General features: G+C 61.6%; 12 protein-coding genes. 7 read left to right on the plus strand and 5 right to left on the minus strand.

Going from position 1 to position 17,436, the window contains the following annotated elements; translation table 11 throughout:
• Position 1: 1 nt before the first annotated feature.
• The 4 genes from ACZRN6_RS15720 to ACZRN6_RS15735 are packed head-to-tail and all read left to right on the plus strand — an operon-like array spanning position 2 to position 3,297.
• On the plus strand, positions 2-1,300 hold the full coding sequence (locus tag ACZRN6_RS15720) for a phosphatase PAP2/dual specificity phosphatase family protein (protein ID WP_464008370.1): 1,299 nt from the start codon (positions 2-4) through the stop codon (positions 1,298-1,300).
• Positions 1,290-1,733, plus strand: a complete 444-nt coding sequence (locus ACZRN6_RS15725; RefSeq protein ID WP_322148488.1) for a hypothetical protein — start codon at positions 1,290-1,292, stop codon at positions 1,731-1,733. Before ACZRN6_RS15720 ends, ACZRN6_RS15725 begins: the two co-directional genes overlap by 11 nt.
• 9 nt (positions 1,734-1,742) lie before the next feature.
• Positions 1,743-2,363: a lysophospholipid acyltransferase family protein gene (locus tag ACZRN6_RS15730; protein ID WP_464008371.1), complete on the plus strand. Its 621-nt coding sequence runs from the start codon at positions 1,743-1,745 to the stop codon at positions 2,361-2,363.
• 1 nt (position 2,364) lies between these two features.
• On the plus strand, positions 2,365-3,297 hold the full coding sequence (locus ACZRN6_RS15735; protein ID WP_063033761.1) for a phosphatidate cytidylyltransferase: 933 nt from the start codon (positions 2,365-2,367) through the stop codon (positions 3,295-3,297).
• A 142-nt stretch (positions 3,298-3,439) separates the two neighbouring features.
• Here ACZRN6_RS15735 and ACZRN6_RS15740 read toward each other — a convergent pair whose 3' ends face one another.
• Positions 3,440-3,913, minus strand: a complete 474-nt coding sequence (locus tag ACZRN6_RS15740; protein WP_322148778.1) for an Lrp/AsnC family transcriptional regulator — start codon at positions 3,911-3,913, stop codon at positions 3,440-3,442.
• Between the two features lie 145 nt (positions 3,914-4,058).
• Here ACZRN6_RS15740 and ACZRN6_RS15745 point away from each other — a divergent pair, with 145 nt between their 5' ends.
• From ACZRN6_RS15745 to pbpC, 3 genes are all read left to right on the plus strand, one after another.
• Positions 4,059-4,688 carry a LysE family translocator gene (locus ACZRN6_RS15745; RefSeq protein ID WP_464008372.1) on the plus strand — a complete coding sequence of 210 codons (630 nt, stop codon included), beginning with the start codon at positions 4,059-4,061 and terminating at the stop codon, positions 4,686-4,688.
• A gap of 79 nt (positions 4,689-4,767) precedes the next feature.
• Positions 4,768-10,611, plus strand: a complete 5,844-nt coding sequence (locus ACZRN6_RS15750; protein ID WP_464008373.1) for an alpha-2-macroglobulin — start codon at positions 4,768-4,770, stop codon at positions 10,609-10,611.
• A complete protein-coding gene (pbpC, locus tag ACZRN6_RS15755) occupies positions 10,592-12,889 on the plus strand; it encodes a penicillin-binding protein 1C (RefSeq protein WP_464008374.1) in 2,298 nt (765 codons plus the stop codon). The genes ACZRN6_RS15750 and pbpC overlap by 20 nt, the downstream gene beginning before the upstream one ends.
• Here the strand turns inward: pbpC and ACZRN6_RS15760 are convergent, their stop codons facing one another.
• The 4 genes from ACZRN6_RS15760 to ACZRN6_RS15775 form a co-directional block, all read right to left on the minus strand.
• Positions 12,890-14,056: a hypothetical protein gene (locus tag ACZRN6_RS15760; protein ID WP_464008375.1), complete on the minus strand. Its 1,167-nt coding sequence runs from the start codon at positions 14,054-14,056 to the stop codon at positions 12,890-12,892. It abuts the gene before it with no gap.
• The gene (locus tag ACZRN6_RS15765; protein WP_010168443.1) at positions 14,053-14,634 is read right to left on the minus strand and encodes a LemA family protein; all 582 of its coding nucleotides are present in this window, start codon (positions 14,632-14,634) and stop codon (positions 14,053-14,055) included. Before ACZRN6_RS15765 ends, ACZRN6_RS15760 begins: the two co-directional genes overlap by 4 nt.
• A gap of 71 nt (positions 14,635-14,705) precedes the next feature.
• Entirely contained in the window at positions 14,706-15,944 is a 1,239-nt protein-coding gene (locus ACZRN6_RS15770) for a class I adenylate-forming enzyme family protein (RefSeq protein ID WP_464008376.1), read from the minus strand.
• A 446-nt stretch (positions 15,945-16,390) separates the two neighbouring features.
• On the minus strand, positions 16,391-17,044 hold the full coding sequence (locus ACZRN6_RS15775) for an antitoxin Xre/MbcA/ParS toxin-binding domain-containing protein (protein ID WP_082069125.1): 654 nt from the start codon (positions 17,042-17,044) through the stop codon (positions 16,391-16,393).
• Positions 17,045-17,436 lie beyond the last annotated feature (392 nt).

Raw genomic sequence — 17,436 nt, forward strand, 5'->3', positions numbered from 1 at the left:
CATGCGTGAACCGGGCCTGTTAAAACCGGCGGTGCTGTGGCTGCTGCTGTTGGCGCCGCTGTTTTTCAGCACCTACGGCTTTGCCACGTGGGTCACCAGCCAGCGCAGTGATGTGGGCACCATGGTGTTCGGCTGGGAAACCCATATCCCATTCTGGGCCTGGACCATCGTGCCCTACTGGTCGATCGACTTGCTCTACGGTTTCTCGCTGCTGCTGCCCAGTACGCGCCACGAGTTGAAACAACACGCCTTGCGCCTGCTGACGGCCCAGGTGATCGCTGTCACGTGTTTCCTGATCTGGCCGTTGCGCTTCACCTTCGAACGGCCGGAGCTGGATGGCGTGTTCGGCTGGTTGTTTGCGGTGCTCGCCGGGTTCGACAAGCCATTCAATCAGGCACCCTCGCTGCACATCGCCCTGCTGGTGGTGCTGTGGATAATGTACCAGCGGCATAGCCAAGGCGTGTGGCGCTGGGTGGTGCACGGCTGGTTCGGGTTGATCGGCCTTTCGGTCCTGACGACTTATCAACATCACTTTATTGACTTACCCACAGGCGCCCTCGCCGGCTGGCTGTGCGTGTGGCTGTGGCCGCTGGAGCATCCGAGCCCGCTGCTGAACGCGCACCTGACCAGAGACCGGCAGCGCTGGCGGCTTGGGTTGCGGTATGGCTTCGGGTCGTTAGCGTGTTTGATCCTGGCACTGACCCTCGGCGGCGCTTGGTTATGGCTGCTATGGCCGGCGGTCTCCCTCGGGTTGATGAAGGCGAATTACTGGGTGTTGGGCGTTTCGGGCTTTCAGAAACGTACTTATGGGCGACTCACTCCGGCAGCGCGCTGGTTGTTTGCGCCTTACCTGGTAGCCGCCTGGATCAATTCCCGCCTGTGGACACGTAAGCATCCACAGCCCGATCAGATTGTGGATAACGTTTGGCTGGGGCGAATTCCCACAGCCAACGAACTAGGCTCTTTCACGGCGGTGGTCGATCTGTGCGCCGAATTGCCGATTAATCCACAGGGCCGTGCCTATTACAGCCTGCCGGTGCTCGACCTCACAGCGCCCACTGCGGCGCAGTGCCTGGAAGGCGCTCAAGCCATTGAACGGCTGCGCTCAACCGGCCCATTACTGGTGTGCTGCGCCCTCGGTTACTCGCGCAGCGCGACCGCCGTGGCTGCATGGCTGCTGCACACCGGGCGCGCAGGCAACATCGACGATGCGGTGGCTATCATTCGTACAGCACGCCCACGTGTAGTCCTGCACGCCGCTCACCGTGAAGCCTTGGAGGGTTTAGCCCATGCCCGCTGATATGGAATTACAGGTGGTCGCCAGCCTGCTGCGCCGGGGCCGTTCGCTGGATCAGTTATCCACAGGCCTGACTTTACTCGGCGTGCTGTTCGGCCTCGCGCAACTGCTGATGGCCAGCATCACGCCAATCTGCCTGATCCTCAGCCTGTGGATGATTGTGCTCGGGCTGCTGCAAAAATACTGGGCGCTGCGGGTGGCCTTCGACGCCGACCTGTTCGCCCTGCTGGCCCGCGACACCGAGCGCACGCCCGACTTTGACCAGGCGATGCACACCCTCGGCCTGCAATCCGCCAAACGCGCGGGCCGGCCCTGGGCCGAACGCCGTCGCGGCGCCCTGAAACTGTTGCGCAAGCAAGCCTATCTGCTGGCGGCGCAAGTGCTGCTGACCGTGGTCGTCATCCTGGCCAGCCCCTGGCTGCCCTTCGCCGGATAAGGAATCCTCATGTTCGAACCCGTGGTCGCCACCCTGATTACCTCCATGGCCCGCACCGTCACCGGCGCCCGCAGCCTGTGGCTTGGCTGCGCACCCGTGCCGGTGCAGCGCATCTATTACGCCAACCACAGCAGCCACGGGGATTTCGTGCTGCTGTGGGCGTCGTTGCCCCAGAACCTGCGTAAATTCACCCGCCCGGTGGCCGGCAGCGACTACTGGAACACCAGCGCCCTGCGCCGCTACGTCATCAACCGGGTATTCAATGGCGTATTGATCGACCGCGAGCGCAAGGACCCTGTGGATAACCCGCTTCAGCCGATGCTCGAAGCCCTGGAGAATGGCGACTCATTGATCATCTTCCCCGAGGGCACGCGCAACCTCGAAGACGGCCTTCTGCCCTTCAAAAGCGGGCTGTATCACCTGGCAAAAAGTTATCCACAAGCCGAATTGATCCCGGTGTGGATCGCCAACCTCAACCGGGTCATGCCCAAGGGCCGCGTGTTGCCGCTGCCATTGCTGTGCACCACCAGCTTCGGCGCACCGCTGCAACTGGAGGACGGCGAAGACAAGGCGCTGTTCCTCGCCCGCACCCGCGACGCCTTGCTCGCCCTCGCCCCGGAGCACTCCTGAGATGGATAGCCAAACCCTGATGTTGTTCGGCGGGATCGGCGCGATCCTGGTGCTCGCCTCGCTGATCGGCCTGATCCTCAAACTGCGCACCCGTGGCACGCCCAACGCGGTGATCGACAACCTCAATGCCCGCATCAATGCGTGGTGGGTGATGGTGGTGGTAATCGGCGTGGCCTTCTGGCTTGGCACCGGCGCGGTGATCCTGCTGTTTTACGCGGTGTCGTTCTATGCCCTGCGCGAATTCCTCACGCTCACGCCCACCCGGCGCAGCGACTACCCGGCACTGGTGGCAGCGTTTTACCTGGCCTTGCCGCTGCAATACCTGCTGATCTACTTCGACTGGTATGGACTGTTCTCGATCTTTATCCCGGTGTACGTGTTTTTACTGCTGCCGATCCTTGCTTCATTGGGCGGCGACAGCACGCACTTCCTGGAGCGGGCGTCGAAGGTGCAATGGGGGCTGATGATCGCGGTGTTCTGCGTGTCTTTCGTGCCGGCGCTGCTGACCCTGGATATCGTCGGCTACGAAGGCCGCAACCTGCTGCTGATCGCCTACCTGGTGATCGTGGTGCAACTGTCGGACGTATTGCAGTACGTGTGCGGCAAGCTGTTCGGCAAACACAAAATCGCCCCCAACCTGTCGCCGTCAAAGACGGTGGAAGGGTTTGTTGGCGGGATTCTGTTGTCCTCGCTGATCGGCGCGGCGTTATGGTGGACCACGCCGTTCAATCCCTGGCAGTCGTTCCTGATTGCGCTGTTGATCAACCTGCTGGGGTTTGCCGGCGGGATCGTGATGTCAGCAATCAAGCGCGACCGGGGCGTGAAGGATTGGGGGCACATGATCGAAGGGCACGGCGGAATGCTGGACCGGTTGGATTCGGTGTGTTTTGCCGCGCCGATCTTCTTCCATCTCGTACGCTACTGGTGGACCTGAAACCTCACTCAATTACCTTCCCCCCCGTAGCAGCTGTCGAGCTCTAGCGAGGCTGCGTCGGCCGCACCACCGACCTCAGACCGAGTCGCGCCCTACGCAGCCTCGCTAAAGCTCGACAGCTGCTACGAAGGGAGGGGAGTTTTCAGGTGGGGAGGTGACTCAGCGGCAAAGCCCCCGGCGTCTTCACCGTCTGAATCGCAAAGTTGCTGCGGATATCACTCACCCCCGGCAACTTCAACAAGCTCCCGGTCAGGAATCGCTCATACCCACGCAAGTCCGGCACCACCACTTGCAGCAGGAAGTCAGATTCCCCCGACACCAAAAACGCCGAAATCACCTGGGGCAACGCCGTCACCGCCAGCCTGAACGCCTGCGCCTGTTCGTCGTTATGCCGCTCCACTTTTACCCCGACAAACACCGTCAGCCCCAAGCCGACTTCATCCCGGTCAAGACTCGCCTGATAACCACGAATCACGCCCGCTTCTTCCAGAAGGCGCACGCGCCGCAAGCAGGGTGAAGCCGACAGGCCAATCTCATCTGCCAGTTGCACATTACTCAGGCGGCCATCGCGTTGCAGGGCTTCAAGAATCTTGCGGTCAAACGCATCCAGTTTCAGATTTGGCATAAGTGAAGTGTTTCGCCCGGCAGAAGTGGCAGAGTGTGCCAAGACTAGACGCTTTTTGGGCTGACTACGCAAGCACCTGCCCCGGCCTTCGCCCCTAAAATTGCCCTACGAATCACGTACCGCAAGGGGCAGGCACATGGCAGAACTCTGGTTGTTTTTACTTGCACTGGCGGTGGTGTACCTGTTGCCCGGCCCGGACATGATCCTGCTGCTGCAAACCGGCGCCCGCCAGGGAAAGGCGATGGCGCTGGCAACGGCAGCCGGTTTGGGGCTGGCCCGAGGCTGCCACGTGGCGCTGGCAGGGATGGGCCTGGCAACGTTGTTCAAGGTTGCGCCATGGACGTTCGATGTGGTGCGCCTGGGCGGTGCGGCGTATCTACTGTGGATCGGCGTGCAGTGCCTGCGCGCCAACCTGCTGCCCAACCTGAATGCGCTAGGCGGCACAGCACCGGCGCACGCCTGGCGCGAAGCCTTCCAGCGCGGCCTGCTGACCAACCTGCTCAACCCCAAGGCGTTGCTGTTCTGCTCCGTATTGCTGCCGCAATTTATCGATCCACTTGGCCCTTCGGTAACGGCGCAGTTTGCATCGTTGGGCGTGATTCTGGTGGTCGTCGGCCTGGCATTCGACAGTTGCTACGGCCTGGCTGGCGCAAGAGTCGGCCGCTGGCTGGAGCGCAGCCCATCGGCCCAACGCCTCCAACAATGGCTGTTTGGCAGCCTTTTGATCGGTTTTGCGATACGCCTCACTTTCGTGCAGCACGCCTGAGCTGTACGGCGTATTTGCCGTCATCTTTTGTATTAAAGAGACGTGTAAGATACGCGACACATTGCCAGGGATGCTCACCATGTTTGATTCGTTAAAAGCGACCAGCCGCCGTTTTTTCGGCGCCTTGATCTCAGTGGTGAGTGTTCTGTTGCACGCCGTGCGATGGCTGGCGCGCAGCCTGTTCGGCCAATGGCAACCGCCGCGCTGGTTGCACGCCGCAGGCACCGGCGTGGTCAATGTCGGCCATAAGGCCCGGGCGTATCCGCGCCAGGCCGCTGGCGGCGTACTGGCCCTGGTGTTGCTGGTGGCCGCAGGCTTTTATGGCTGGCATTGGTATTCCCACCTGCCGCAGCCCCACACCGTGGGCTATTCGCTGCACAAGCCCAACCTGACGGATTACACCCAGCCGCAGCCCGTTGTGGATAACTTGCAGGTGCGCTTCGCCGAATCCGTGGCACCGCTGGCAGCGATTGGCAAACCGGTCACCGAAGGCATCACCCTCAAGCCGGCCATCGCTGGAGCCTGGCGCTGGTCGGATGACCACAGCCTGGTGTTCACCCCGGAAAAAGACTGGCCCGTCGACGCCCACTACACCATCGACCTGGCCAAGAAGAACCTGTTGGCCGACGGCGTGCTACTTGGCCAATACAGCAGCCAATTTTCCACCCAACCGTTCCGCGCCACCTTGGCGCAAAACGAGTTGTACCAGGACCCAAGCAACCCGACGCAGAAACAGTTGGTAGCGACCTTCCATTTTTCCCACCCGGTAGATGAAGACAGCGTACGCAAGCGTGCCACGGTCACCCTCGGCAAAGGCCTGGCCTACCGCGACGCGCAACTGCCCAACCGCCCGGAAATCAGCTTCGACGAGCACAAGCTCAATGCCTTCGTGCGCTCCGCCGCCCTGGCCACTCCGCTGGAAAGCACCCCGGTCAGCGCCAAGCTTGATGAAGGCCTCAAGGCACGTGACGGCGGCAACGCCAGCCCGGCGCCATTGGTGGCCGAAGTTACCGTACCCGGGCGCTATCGCCTGAATTTTACCGGGGCCGAAGTCAGCTTTGTCGACAACGAACGCGCCGAGCCCGAGCCGGTATTGATGTTCAGCAGCTCCAGCGCCGTGGCCGATGAAACCATCGCCAACAAAGTGCAGGCCTGGATGCTGCCGGAAAAAGCCCAGGACGACACCCGCCCCTGGAACCTGCAAGACATCGACGACAAGCTGTTGGCCAGCAGCACCAAGGTCAAGCTGACCCACGTGCCGAGCGTCGAACCGCTGAATACCCTGCACGCCTTCAAGTTCAAGGCCCCGCCTGGCCGCGCCCTGTATGTGCGGGTACCGGCCAACCTGGAAGCCATCGGCGGCTACCTGGCGAAAAATCCGACAGCTTCCCTGGTGAGCATGCCGGCCTATCCGCGCACGCTGCAGTTCCTGTCTGACGGCGCCCTGCTCAGTCTTACCGGCGAAAAACGCCTGGGCTTCATGGCCCGCGGCGTACCCGGTGCCCACGTGGAAATTGCCCGCCTGCTGCCCAACCAGTTGCAGCACCTGGTGGACCAGAGCAGCGGCAGTTTTGCTCGACCGAATTTTGCAAATGACTACTTCGACCGGATGGTGGAGCGTCAGAGCCTGGACATTCCGCTGTCGGCTGGCGACCCGTCCAAAACGCTCTATGACAATGTTGACCTGAGCAATTACCTGACGGCCAACGGCGGCCGCCGCGGCATTTTTGTGCTCAAGTTGAGCCCACAGGACGACCCGGCCGATCGCACCTTTGAGTATTCCCACGACTCCACCAGCGACCTGCGCTTCATCGTGGTCACCGACTTGGGCATCATCGCCAAGCGCTCCAGCGACGGCAGCCATGATGTCTACGTGCAGTCCATCGGCAACGGCTCGCCGGTAGCCGACGCCCAGGTCGATATCATCGGCCGCAACGGTTTGCCGGTGGCCAGTGGCCGTACCGACACCGAAGGCCACGCGCATTTTGCCAAGCTGGATGAACTGCGCCGCGAGAAAACCCCGCTGATGTATGTGGTCAGTCGCGGCAATGACCAATCCTTCCTGCCGATTGCCCGTCAGTCCCAGCAGCTGGATTTGTCGCGCTTTGATGTCGGCGGCCTGGAAGAGGACGGTGCGATCAATCGCCTCAGTGCCTACCTGTTTACCGACCGTGGCCTGTACCGCCCCGGCGAAACCGCGCACCTGGGCATGATCGTGCGCAGCGGCGACTGGAAAGGCGCGCTGCAAGGCTTGCCCGTTGAGCTGCAAATCACCGACCCACGGGGCCTGGAGGTGATTCGCCAGCCGCTGAAGCTTTCCGCCAGCGGTTTTGAAACCTTTGATTTCCCGAGCAGCGAAGTCGCGCCTTCCGGGGATTACACCGCCACCTTGCAACTGATCGGCGAGAAGCAGCGACGCACTGACCTGGGCAGCGTCAGCTTCAAGGTCCGCGACTTCGAACCGGACCGAATGAAAGTCAGCCTCAGCCTGCACGACACCCCGGTGCTGGGCTGGATCCCGCCAGACCAAGTGGTGGCCAAGGTCACCGCGATGCACTTGTTCGGCGCTCCGGCGGCCGGCCGTCGCGTTACGGCCAAAATGTCCCTGAGCCCAACGCTCGCGGCCTTTGATCGCTACCCCGATTACCGTTTCCGCCTGAACGACTCGCTGGAAGAAGCCAGCTCCGAAGACCTGGCCGAAACCACCGTCGACGACAATGGCCAGGCGGTGCTGGACCTCAACCTGCAACGCTTCGCCAACAGCACCTACCGCCTGCAAGTGATGACCCAGGTGTACGAAGCCGAAGGCGGCCGCAACGTCGCCGCACAAAGCGCGTTGCTGGTCTCGGCGGCGCACTACCTGGTAGGTGTGAAGAGCCAGGATTCGCTGTCGTTCGTCGCCAAGGACGCGCCGCGCCAGGTGCAATGGCTGGCCGTCGCGCCAGACCTCACGCCGGTCGCCGTGGACGGCCTGACCAGTGAAGTGGTGGAGCACCGCTACGTCTCGGTGCTGGTGAAGCAATCCAACGGCACCTACAAGTACGAGTCGCGCATCAAGAACATCAGCCAGCCGGCCTCGCCGGTGGTGATGACCAAGGATGGCGCCAAGCAAACCCTGAACACCGGCACCCCGGGCGATTTCACCCTGCAACTCAAGGACGCCAACGGCAACCTGCTGAACCAGATCGACTACAGCGTGGCCGGCCGGGGCAACACCTCGCGCTCCCTGGAACGCAACGCCGAGTTGCAACTGCGCCTGGATAAACGCAGCTACGCCACCGGTGATGAGATCGCCATCAGTATTCGTGCGCCGTACACCGGTGCCGGGTTGATCACCATCGAGCGGGACAAGGTCTACACCCAGCAATGGTTCAAGGCCGACAGCACCAACAGCGTGCAACACATCCGCGTTCCTGCGGGGCTTGAGGGCAATGCCTACGTCAACGTGCAGTTCGTGCGGGACATCGGCTCGTCCGAGGTCTACATGAGCCCGCTGTCCTACGGCGTGGTGCCGTTCAGCATCAACCTCGATGCGCGGCGCATGGCGTTGAAAGTCGAAGGCCCGGCGAAGATCGAGCCGGGGCAGACCCTGGATATCAAGGTCAACGCCGACCGCCCTGGCCGCGCAGTGGTCTACGCGGTGGACGAAGGCATCCTGCAAGTGGCGCGCTACCAGGCGCCGGACCCGCTGGGCTTCTTCTTCCAGAAGCGCGCGTTGGAGGTTGGTACCAGTCAGATCCTTGACCTGATCCTGCCGGAATTCAGCCGTCTGCTCAGTGGGGCAGCGCCCGGTGGTGATACCGAGGGTGCCCTGGCCAACCACCTCAACCCGTTCAAGCGCAAACACCAGCCGCCTGTGGCCTGGTGGTCTGGCCTGGTGGACTTGCCGGCCGGTGAAACCGTGCTGCATTACCAGGTCCCGGACAGCTTCAACGGCAAGCTGCACCTGTTTGCGGTGGCCGTGGACAGTGACAGCGTGGGCGTCAGCGAAGCCAACACCGAAGTGCGCGGGCCGCTGGTGATCACGCCGAACGTGCCGGCCTTTGTCGCACCGGGGGATGTGTTCAGCGTCAGCGCCGGGGTGTTCAGCAACCTGGACGCCGCGGCGGACGTGAAGTTTGAAGTGCAGACCAGCGATGGCCTGCAGGTGCAAGGCGACAAGGCCAGCACCCTGGCGTTGCAACCGCGCAAGGAAGGCGTTGCCGAGTTCAAGATCAAGGTAGGCGAAAACCTCGGCTCGGCCGACTTGCGCTTTGTCGCGGTGCTGCCGGATGGCAAGCGTATCCAGGTAGCGGAAACCACCTCGATCCGGCCATTGAGCGAGCATCGCGTTGCCCTGAGCCTGGGCCGTTTCGACAGCGCCAGCAAAGAGTTGAAACCGACCCGTGAGCTGTTCAGCCAGTTGCGCGATGTGCAGTTGGGCGTCGCCGCGTCGCCGCTGGTTTGGGCCAACGGCCTCAAGCATTACCTGGATGACTACGGCTACGCCTGCACCGAACAGTTGGTGTCCAAGGCAATGCCTGCGTTGATCTGGGGCGGCAACGCGCCCGAGGCCGAGCAGGCCTTCAGCGGCGCGGTGCGCATGCTGCGTCAGCGGCAGAACCAGGCCGGTGGTTTCGGCTTGTGGGCGGCCAACCCGGACGTGGCGCCGTACGCCAGCCTGTACGCCACCGATTTCCTGATCGAGGCCCGGGAGCGCGGGCTGCCGGTACCGGAAGACCTGTTGCAACGCTCCAACGCATACCTCACCGACCTGGCCAACGGCCCGAGCGAAGGCCTGTCGGAATTGCGTAACCGCGCCTACGCCAGTTACCTGTTGAGCCGTCAGGGGATTCTGGTAAGCGGCGCCTTGAGCGATATCCGCGAACGCTATGAAAGCTACTTCAAGGACACCTGGCAGAACGACATTGGCGCCGCGTACCTGGCCGCCAGCTACAAGTTGCTCAAGCAGGATCGCCAGGCCGATGCAGTGTTCCGCAAAGTCCCATGGCTTTCCCTTGTGGATAAGTGGAACAGCGACGGCCTGTATTACGACCCGCTGGTGCACGACGCCGAGCACCTGCATTTGCTCGCCCGGCACTTCCCCCAAATGCTCGACGATGTGCCGGCCAGCCTGCTGGATAAACTCGGCAAGCGCCTCAACGAGCAGCGCTACAACTCGCTGTCGGCGGCGCTTTTGCTGCGGGCCCTGGACAACTACGGCCAGCGCGCGCAAAGCGACATGACGCTCAAGGCGACTGCTTGGCTCGGCGACAAGCAGCAACAGTTGTTGCAGATGGCCGGCCAGCCGCCACGTGCGGCGGTACCGGCCGGCACGCAAAAACTGCAAATGGAAAAATCCGACGGCCCGGCGGCGTTCTACATGCTGAGCGAAGCCGGCTATGACAAGGGCGCTACGCTGAAACCGATCAACAACGGCCTGGAAATCATCCACGAATACCTCGACCTCAAAGGCAACCCGGTCAGCAAGGTCGCGGTGGGTGATGAGTTCCTGGTGCGCCTGCGCTTGCGGGCCACCGACCGTGACCAGGTGCAGCAAGTGGCCGTGGTCGACTTGCTGCCGGGTGGTGTCGAGCCTGTGTATAACTTGCCGCCGGAGCCGGAAGCGGCCAGCAGCGAGGAAAGCGAAGGCGACGATTCGGAGTACGTTGAAACCAGCGAAGACACCGAGGAAGCCGACGCCTGGCAAGCGCCGATCGGCGAGACCGACCTGAGCAACTGGCAGCCGGACTATGTCGATGTGCGTGATGACCGAGTGGTGTTGTACGGCACCGCGCTGCGGGATGTAGGCACCTTCGTGTACCGCGTGCGCGCCACCAACGCCGGTACCTTCAACACGCCACCGGCCTACGCCGAGGGCATGTACGAAACCACCCTGCAAGGACGCGGCAAAGTAGGCCAGCTTGAAATTACCAAGCCTTAAACGCCTGACGCCGCTGCTGGCAGCGGCGCTGATTCTGGCGGGGCTGCGGTTGTGGCCCCATGCACCGCTGGAACACGCTGCCACCTCCTCACGGGTGGTGCTGGCCGACGACGGTTCGCTGCTGCGCATGACCCTGGCGGCTGACGGGCAATATCGCCTGTGGCTACCGCTGGAGCGGATTTCTCCGTCACTGGTGGAGGCGCTGCTGCTCAAGGAAGACCGCAACTTCTATTGGCACCCGGGAATCAATCCCCCGGCGTTACTGCGGGCGGCCATGGCCACCTACAGCGGCGGCCAGCGCCAGGGCGGTTCGACGTTGAGCATGCAGTTGGCCAGGCGCCTGTGGGATCTGAATACCCGCCAGGTGCCCGGCAAGCTCGAGCAAATGGCCTTGGCGTTGTGGCTGGAGGCGCGCTACAGCAAGCATGACATCCTGGAGGCCTATCTCAACCTGGCACCCATGGGCGGTAATATCGAAGGCGCCGAAGCGGCCAGCCGGATTTACTTTGGCAAGTCCGCAGCGCAATTGTCTTTGTCTGAAGCCCTCGCCCTGGCCGTGATTCCCCAGCAACCCGGCCGCCGCGCGCGCTTCGGGCCGTCGTTGCAAACTGCCCGGCAGCGGCTGATGGTCGATTGGCGGGAGACTTATCCACAGGACCCGCGCAACGACAGTTTGTTGGACCTGCCACTGGAAGCCCGCACCCGCCAGCAAATCCCGTTTCTGGCGCCGCACCTGAGCGAACAACTGCTGGCCTCGCAGACCGGCAACGAGCTGAACAGCACCCTCAACCTGCCACTGCAACAATTGCTGGAGCGCCTGATCAACGGCTTTATCGCCGAGCGCCGCAGCAGCGGTGTGGAAAACGCCACGGCGATCCTGATCGACAGCCGCGACCAGAGCGTAAAAGCCCTGGTGGGCTCGGCAGACTACTCATCCACGGGCATTCACGGCCAGGTCAACGGCGTGCTGTCGCGGCGTTCGCCGGGCTCGACCCTCAAGCCATTCCTGTATGGGCTGGCGCTGGACCAAGGGGTGATCCACCCCATGAGCATCCTCAAGGACATGCCGAGTAACTTCGGCTACTTCCAGCCGGAAAATTTCGACGGCAGTTTTGTCGGCCCGGTGACGGCCCGCGACGCGCTTATTCGCAGCCGCAATATCCCGGCTGTCTGGCTGGCCAGCCAAACCCGCTCGCCGTCACTCTACGGATTGCTACAACGCGCCGGGATCAAGGGCCTTCGAGGCGAAAGCCATTACGGCTTGGCGCTGGCCTTGGGCGGCGGCGAGATGACGCCCGAGGAACTGGCGCGGCTGTATGTGATGCTGGCAGGTGACGGGCATTTGCGCCCCCTGCGCTATTTGCAGGAGCAGCCGCAAACCACCGGCGCCCAGTTACTCACACCGCAGGCCGCGTTTATGGTGCGCGACATGCTGCGGCGCAACCCGCGCCCGGACGGCCTGCCGGGACGCCATTGGCGCACGGCCTGGAAGACCGGCACGTCCTGGGGTTTTCACGATGCCTGGAGCGCAGGCCTCGTAGGCCCGTACGTGCTGGTGGTGTGGGTGGGCAACTTCGACGGCCGTCCGAACCCTGAGTTTATCGGCGCGAAAACCGCCGCACCGCTGTTCTTCCGTATCGCCGACGCCCTGCCGCTGGCCTTGCCCAATGTGGTGATCAAACCCGACAAGCCGCCCGCCGGGTTGATCCGCATCGACGTCTGCGCCGCCTCCGGCGAGTTGCCCAACCGCTGGTGCCCGCGCACTCGCAAGACGTGGTACATCCCCGGCGTGTCACCGATTCGCGTGTCCAACCTGCACCGCCCGGTGCTGATCGACACCCGCACCGGCAAGGCCGCGTGCCCGCCCTTCGACCCGCAGTACACTCGCGAAGAAGTCTTCGAATTCTGGCCCAGCGATGTGCAGCGGCTGTTTCGCGCCGCCGGGCTGCCGCGACGCACGCCGCCCAATGTGCAGAAAAGCTGCCAACCCAATCGCATCGGCGACCAGAGCGAAGCGCCGCAGATTCGTTCGCCACTGACCCAGGTCAGCTACCATCTGCGCCTGTCACAGCCCCAGGAAAGCATTCCGCTGAACGCCAACGCGGCCAGTGATGCGCAGACGCTGTATTGGTTCGCCGACCAGACATTGATTGGCCAGGGCCCGCCGCAAACCACGCTGAACTGGCGCCCGGGCAAGTCGGGGGAATATCGGTTGCGGGTGACTGATGATCAGGGCCGTAGCGCCAGCCGGGGCTTGAAAGTGGAGTTTGTGCCCTGATCAGGCATCTTCGTCGCCGAAACTGGCGGTGCCGGCGTCTTTTGTAAAATGCTTGTACGCCGCGCCCAGCTTGCGCTGCTCAAAGATCGAGAACACCAGGGTGCCCAGCAGAATCATCATCCACACCAGGAACACCTTCATGGTGTCCACCTGGGCTACCACCAGCAGCAAGGTCACCACGCCGCCAATCACCATGCCCAGGCCCATCCAGGCACCCAGCACCCGGCCTACCGCCAGGCGCATGCCCTTGGGCAGCAAGAGCCGCAGTGCGAGCAACACCACAAACATCGACAGCAAGAACCCGAACGCGGCCATGAAGGGAATCACGAAGCCGTTGTCACGGTACAACCAGGCCAAAAAGCGATAGGCCGGGTTCAGTGCCGCCATTTGCTGGTAGGTGGCGGGGCCCGGCAAATGCAACTGGGCAAAATGCTCCGGGGTCATGGCCATGATGCCGACGCCGATCAAACCCACCACCACCGCGTAAAAACCACCGGCGCGCCACAGCGGCGCCAGCACGCGGCGATTCTCCACATCCTTGGTCTCGGCCAGGCCGAACACCGCATCACGTTGCCGGCCCTGGGCAATCACCGTCTTGCCTTCGCGCTCGCAGGCATCGCCAATCAGCATTACCTGCATATCCTGGGTGAGCAGCAGTTCGCCCTGACGGCGTGAGCTACCGATCAATTCATGTTCGTCAGGGGACTTCTTGCCGAACAGGTCGATGCCTTCGGCAATCACCGACACTTCCCCCGTGGCATCCTGCAGGCGGAAGTCATTGCAGCGAGCTTCGGCCGAAACCTGGCTCCAGCTCCAATCGCCGTCCTTGTCCTTGGTGCCTTCCTCGACGATCCACACGTAACCGGCGCAAGGCTTGCCGTTGACCGGGGAAACCAGCGGCGTGTCGACGATCACCTTGCCGTTCACTTCCACCAGGCCCATGGCCAATGCGCGTATCTGGCTGGTGGCCAGACGCTGTTCGGTGCGATAGAAGTTGGGGCCGAAGCTGGCCAGCAGGCCGATCAAGATGCAAACCGGGAAAAACAGCGCCACCAGGATCGTCGGGGCATAGACCATCAGGCCGATGAAGCCCGCGAGAAAGACTAGCGCCACCAGGGTTTTCCACGCTGGCTTTTTCGCGACAACGCCCGCCTGGGTAGTTTTCATGCGCCCGGCACCTCAAGCTTCACGCCCTCGTAGCGGGTTTCTTCGGCGCTGATAGCCAGCAGCGGGATGCGCTGGTAGCCGAGCATCTTTGCGAAGAACAGGTCGGGGAAAATCGCGATGGCAATGTTGTAGAGGTTTACCGACTCGTTGAAGAATTCGCGGCGGTCGGCGATGCGTTCCTCCACCGCCGAGATCGCCTGCTGCAACTCGACCATATTGGGGCCGGAGATCAGCGTCGGGTAATTCTCTGCCACCGCAATCACCGACTTGAGCGCGGTATTGAGCTGGTTGGAGGCATCGACCTTATCGGTCAGGCTGCTGGCGTTGAGGTAGGCGGTGCGGGCGTCGCTGAGGCGGGTGAACAGCGCGTTCTCATGGTTCATGGCGGTTTGCACCACGCGCATCAGGTCGGGAATCTGGTCGGCCCGTTGCTTGAGCAATACGTCGATGTTGGCGAAGGCTTTATCCACATCGTTGCGCCGCATCACCAGGCCGTTGTAGACCCCCACCAGCCAGCCGACCAGGCCGACGACAATAATCAGCACGACGATACCGGCGATCAGCAGTTCTATGTTCATGGTGAAGGCATTCCCTGGCTAGTTATCCACAGGGCGCATTCTAGGGCCAAAGCGGAGCAATACTCCCGGAATTAGTCCACAGAAACGGCAAGAGCCGATGCCCGGTAGTTGCGCCCGACGAACCGATAGTCACCGTTGGCGTCCTGTTGCATCAGGTCGCCGGTGGCAAACCAGCCGTTTCGGGTGTGGCTGATGATGTCTCCGGGGCCGGTCCAGTAGCCGAGGCTCAGGTTCGGGCCGCGCAGGTGCAGCTCGCCCACCGTGCCTTGGGCGACGTCCTCGCCTGTGGCATCCACCAGCCGTGTACGGCCAGACACTCCACGCAAGGCGCCAAAATCCTCGCCAAAGACCGTGCTGCCAATGCACTCGGTCAAACCGTAGGTATTGCCCAGCGGGAGGTTGAAAGTGTTTTCGAAGGCTTCGGCAACCTGCGGTCGGCAAGTATCACCGCCCACACCGCAGGTGCGCAGTGAGCTGATATCGCGAGGCCGCTTACACTGCGCCTGCACCAGCGGCATGCAGGTAAACGGCGCGACAAACAGGGTGGTGCCGCTGTGCTGTTCGACGGCATCGAGTACGGTGTCGGCATCAAAATGGCTGATCAACACTTCCTGGCAGCCGTGAATCATCGACGCCAGCATCAGCAGTGTTCCCGAGACATAGGCCACCGAGGTGCAGCCGATGACGCTCGCTTCAGGCCCAAGGGGCCAGGCCGTCAGGGCGCCAATCACGTGGGAAACCACGCGCTGGTTATACGCCACCAGCTTTGGCATGCCCGTGGTCCCGGAGGTGGCGAGCAGCAGGAAGGTGGAGTCGATATCCACAGGCAGCGAAACCTCTGTGCGCGAGGCGTAGCCCTGTAGATGACGCCAGGAGCGCGGGCCTCGGTCGCTGGCATCGAAGGTGCGAATGTGCGTTGTCTTGAGTAGGGAGACAACCTGCTGCAGTTCCATTTCATGGATAAACAACGCAGGGCGCAGCCAGCCCAGGAACTCATTCAACTCATGGGCCTTGAACTCGATCTTCAACGGCACCACGATCGCGCCCGTGATCATCGCGGCAAACAGGAACACCGCGTACACCGGTGAAGTTCTGACAGACAGCACAATACGCTCGCCCGGAACAATGCCCGCACGGCGTAACCCGGTGCTCAGGCACGCGACTTCGCTGGCAAGGCGGTGATAGGACCAGACGTCACCGTCGGCAATCAAGGCCACCGCGTTGGGGCGCTCGGCAGCATGGCGGAACAGCGCTTGCAGCGGTGTTTCAGAAGGCGACAGGGTTTGCGCAGCAGCGAAGCAGGTCAGCATGGACGTTTTCCAGGGGCCAGGTCAGGGGCCGCGCAACGGTGCGCGGACTCCACAAGGGAACACGCGGTGCTGGCGGTTTATTCCGTGAAATTCCTGGCCCCTGAAAAAGCAAAACCCCCGAAGATCGGGGGTGGTGCCCAACATCATAGTTTGACACACGGAAACCAATAAAATCAGTCGTTTACGGAACCTGCCGCGATGCCATTTTTACAACATAGATTGACACAACGCATAACGATATCCGAATGACGGGATGAGTTTATAACAACATAGTTTGACACTACCCGCGGGAGCCTTTTTAAAGTCGAGATTGCAGCCGAACAAAATATTGTGACACCACCGGCTCAGTGAACTCAGGGGTAAACGGCTTAACGGAGCATGCCAGCTGAATGAATATTTTGACAAAAATGCCCTTGGGGGCGCGTACCCAATTGTGATGGTTCTACTTAGCTGCGGTTAGATCGAAATGACATGCCCTCATTTACCTCAATCAGCATTTGTTCGACCCGATGTGTGCCGTGAGTTGTAGTGAGCATCGCTGTTGGACTTTTACCCGAAAACCGGGATTTCGGTTTGGAAAGCCATTGTTTGGCCTTCTCTGCGTCCCCGAAGATCACATCGGCCATGGCGGTAATATGTGCAAAGCGGAACAGGCGATCACTCTCATCCACCGTTAAAAGCTGATTGCTGACCAATTTTGTTTTGAGCATTTTGAGTGGAATAATTCTGTCGCGTTCTTCCGGACTTATAGTTCCAACGTCGCAAAGCGACTGGATCAGGCTGGCCGAGAAGCCAGCTACGATAATGTCGTGAATGTCCTGGTCAGAGGCGTTTGAGGGGATATTAAGAGACGCCTCCAGCCGGATGCGGTAGGCATGATAAGCTTCATCAAGCAGGACTCCAGCAAACACGGGCTGCACTGATGTTGTTCCATGCGTAGGCTTCAGCACTATTGCGCCGTCCGCTACCGTAATCGTCAGATCGTCCCCCACACCTACTCCCATTTTGGCAAGCAGTTCTGGGGGTAAATCAACGATGACATCACCGCTACCATCCTCAGTATCCTGGCATTTGACTATCCAGCGCTCGCTCCCACTCATGATCGTCCGGTTCTCATTTCGTAATTAGAGAAGACGCATCATTATGCTCGCGCGCAGAGCAGATCCAGTCACTGGATAACCGTGCATAGAGGCCATTCCTGCCGGTTATTGCGACGAGCGGCTGCACTCTCCGGCGCATCGGCAAAGATGTCAGCTAAAAGCTCGACTACACGCCCGCTGTTTCACGTTCGAGCACCACATCGGACGGAAATGGGTCAACGGCAGCCATTGGTCTGGTCAGAAAGATATTCGCCAAAGGGAAGGAAAAGAAGCCCAACAGAGACCGGCCTCAACTTCGTCGCATCTCGACTGCTCGCGACTCAAAACGAGGCGTACATTTTTCTGACCTGCAGATTTAGTGATAATGGTCGGCTCGACAAGCGCGCCGGCCA

Source organism: Pseudomonas sp. A125 (assembly GCF_055409485.1).

What these genes read in the sequence shown, in the direction of transcription:
- ACZRN6_RS15775 (WP_082069125.1), bottom strand. Translation starts at nt 17,044, where the DNA reads ATGAGTGGGAGCGAGCGCTGGATAGTCAAATGCCAGGATACTGAGGAT.
- ACZRN6_RS15745 (WP_464008372.1), top strand. Translation starts at nt 4,059, where the DNA reads ATGGCAGAACTCTGGTTGTTTTTACTTGCACTGGCGGTGGTGTACCTG.
- ACZRN6_RS15720 (WP_464008370.1), top strand. Translation starts at nt 2, where the DNA reads ATGCGTGAACCGGGCCTGTTAAAACCGGCGGTGCTGTGGCTGCTGCTG.
- ACZRN6_RS15725 (WP_322148488.1), top strand. Translation starts at nt 1,290, where the DNA reads ATGCCCGCTGATATGGAATTACAGGTGGTCGCCAGCCTGCTGCGCCGG.
- ACZRN6_RS15730 (WP_464008371.1), top strand. Translation starts at nt 1,743, where the DNA reads ATGTTCGAACCCGTGGTCGCCACCCTGATTACCTCCATGGCCCGCACC.
- ACZRN6_RS15765 (WP_010168443.1), bottom strand. Translation starts at nt 14,634, where the DNA reads ATGAACATAGAACTGCTGATCGCCGGTATCGTCGTGCTGATTATTGTC.
- ACZRN6_RS15735 (WP_063033761.1), top strand. Translation starts at nt 2,365, where the DNA reads ATGGATAGCCAAACCCTGATGTTGTTCGGCGGGATCGGCGCGATCCTG.
- ACZRN6_RS15750 (WP_464008373.1), top strand. Translation starts at nt 4,768, where the DNA reads ATGTTTGATTCGTTAAAAGCGACCAGCCGCCGTTTTTTCGGCGCCTTG.
- ACZRN6_RS15760 (WP_464008375.1), bottom strand. Translation starts at nt 14,056, where the DNA reads ATGAAAACTACCCAGGCGGGCGTTGTCGCGAAAAAGCCAGCGTGGAAA.
- ACZRN6_RS15770 (WP_464008376.1), bottom strand. Translation starts at nt 15,944, where the DNA reads ATGCTGACCTGCTTCGCTGCTGCGCAAACCCTGTCGCCTTCTGAAACA.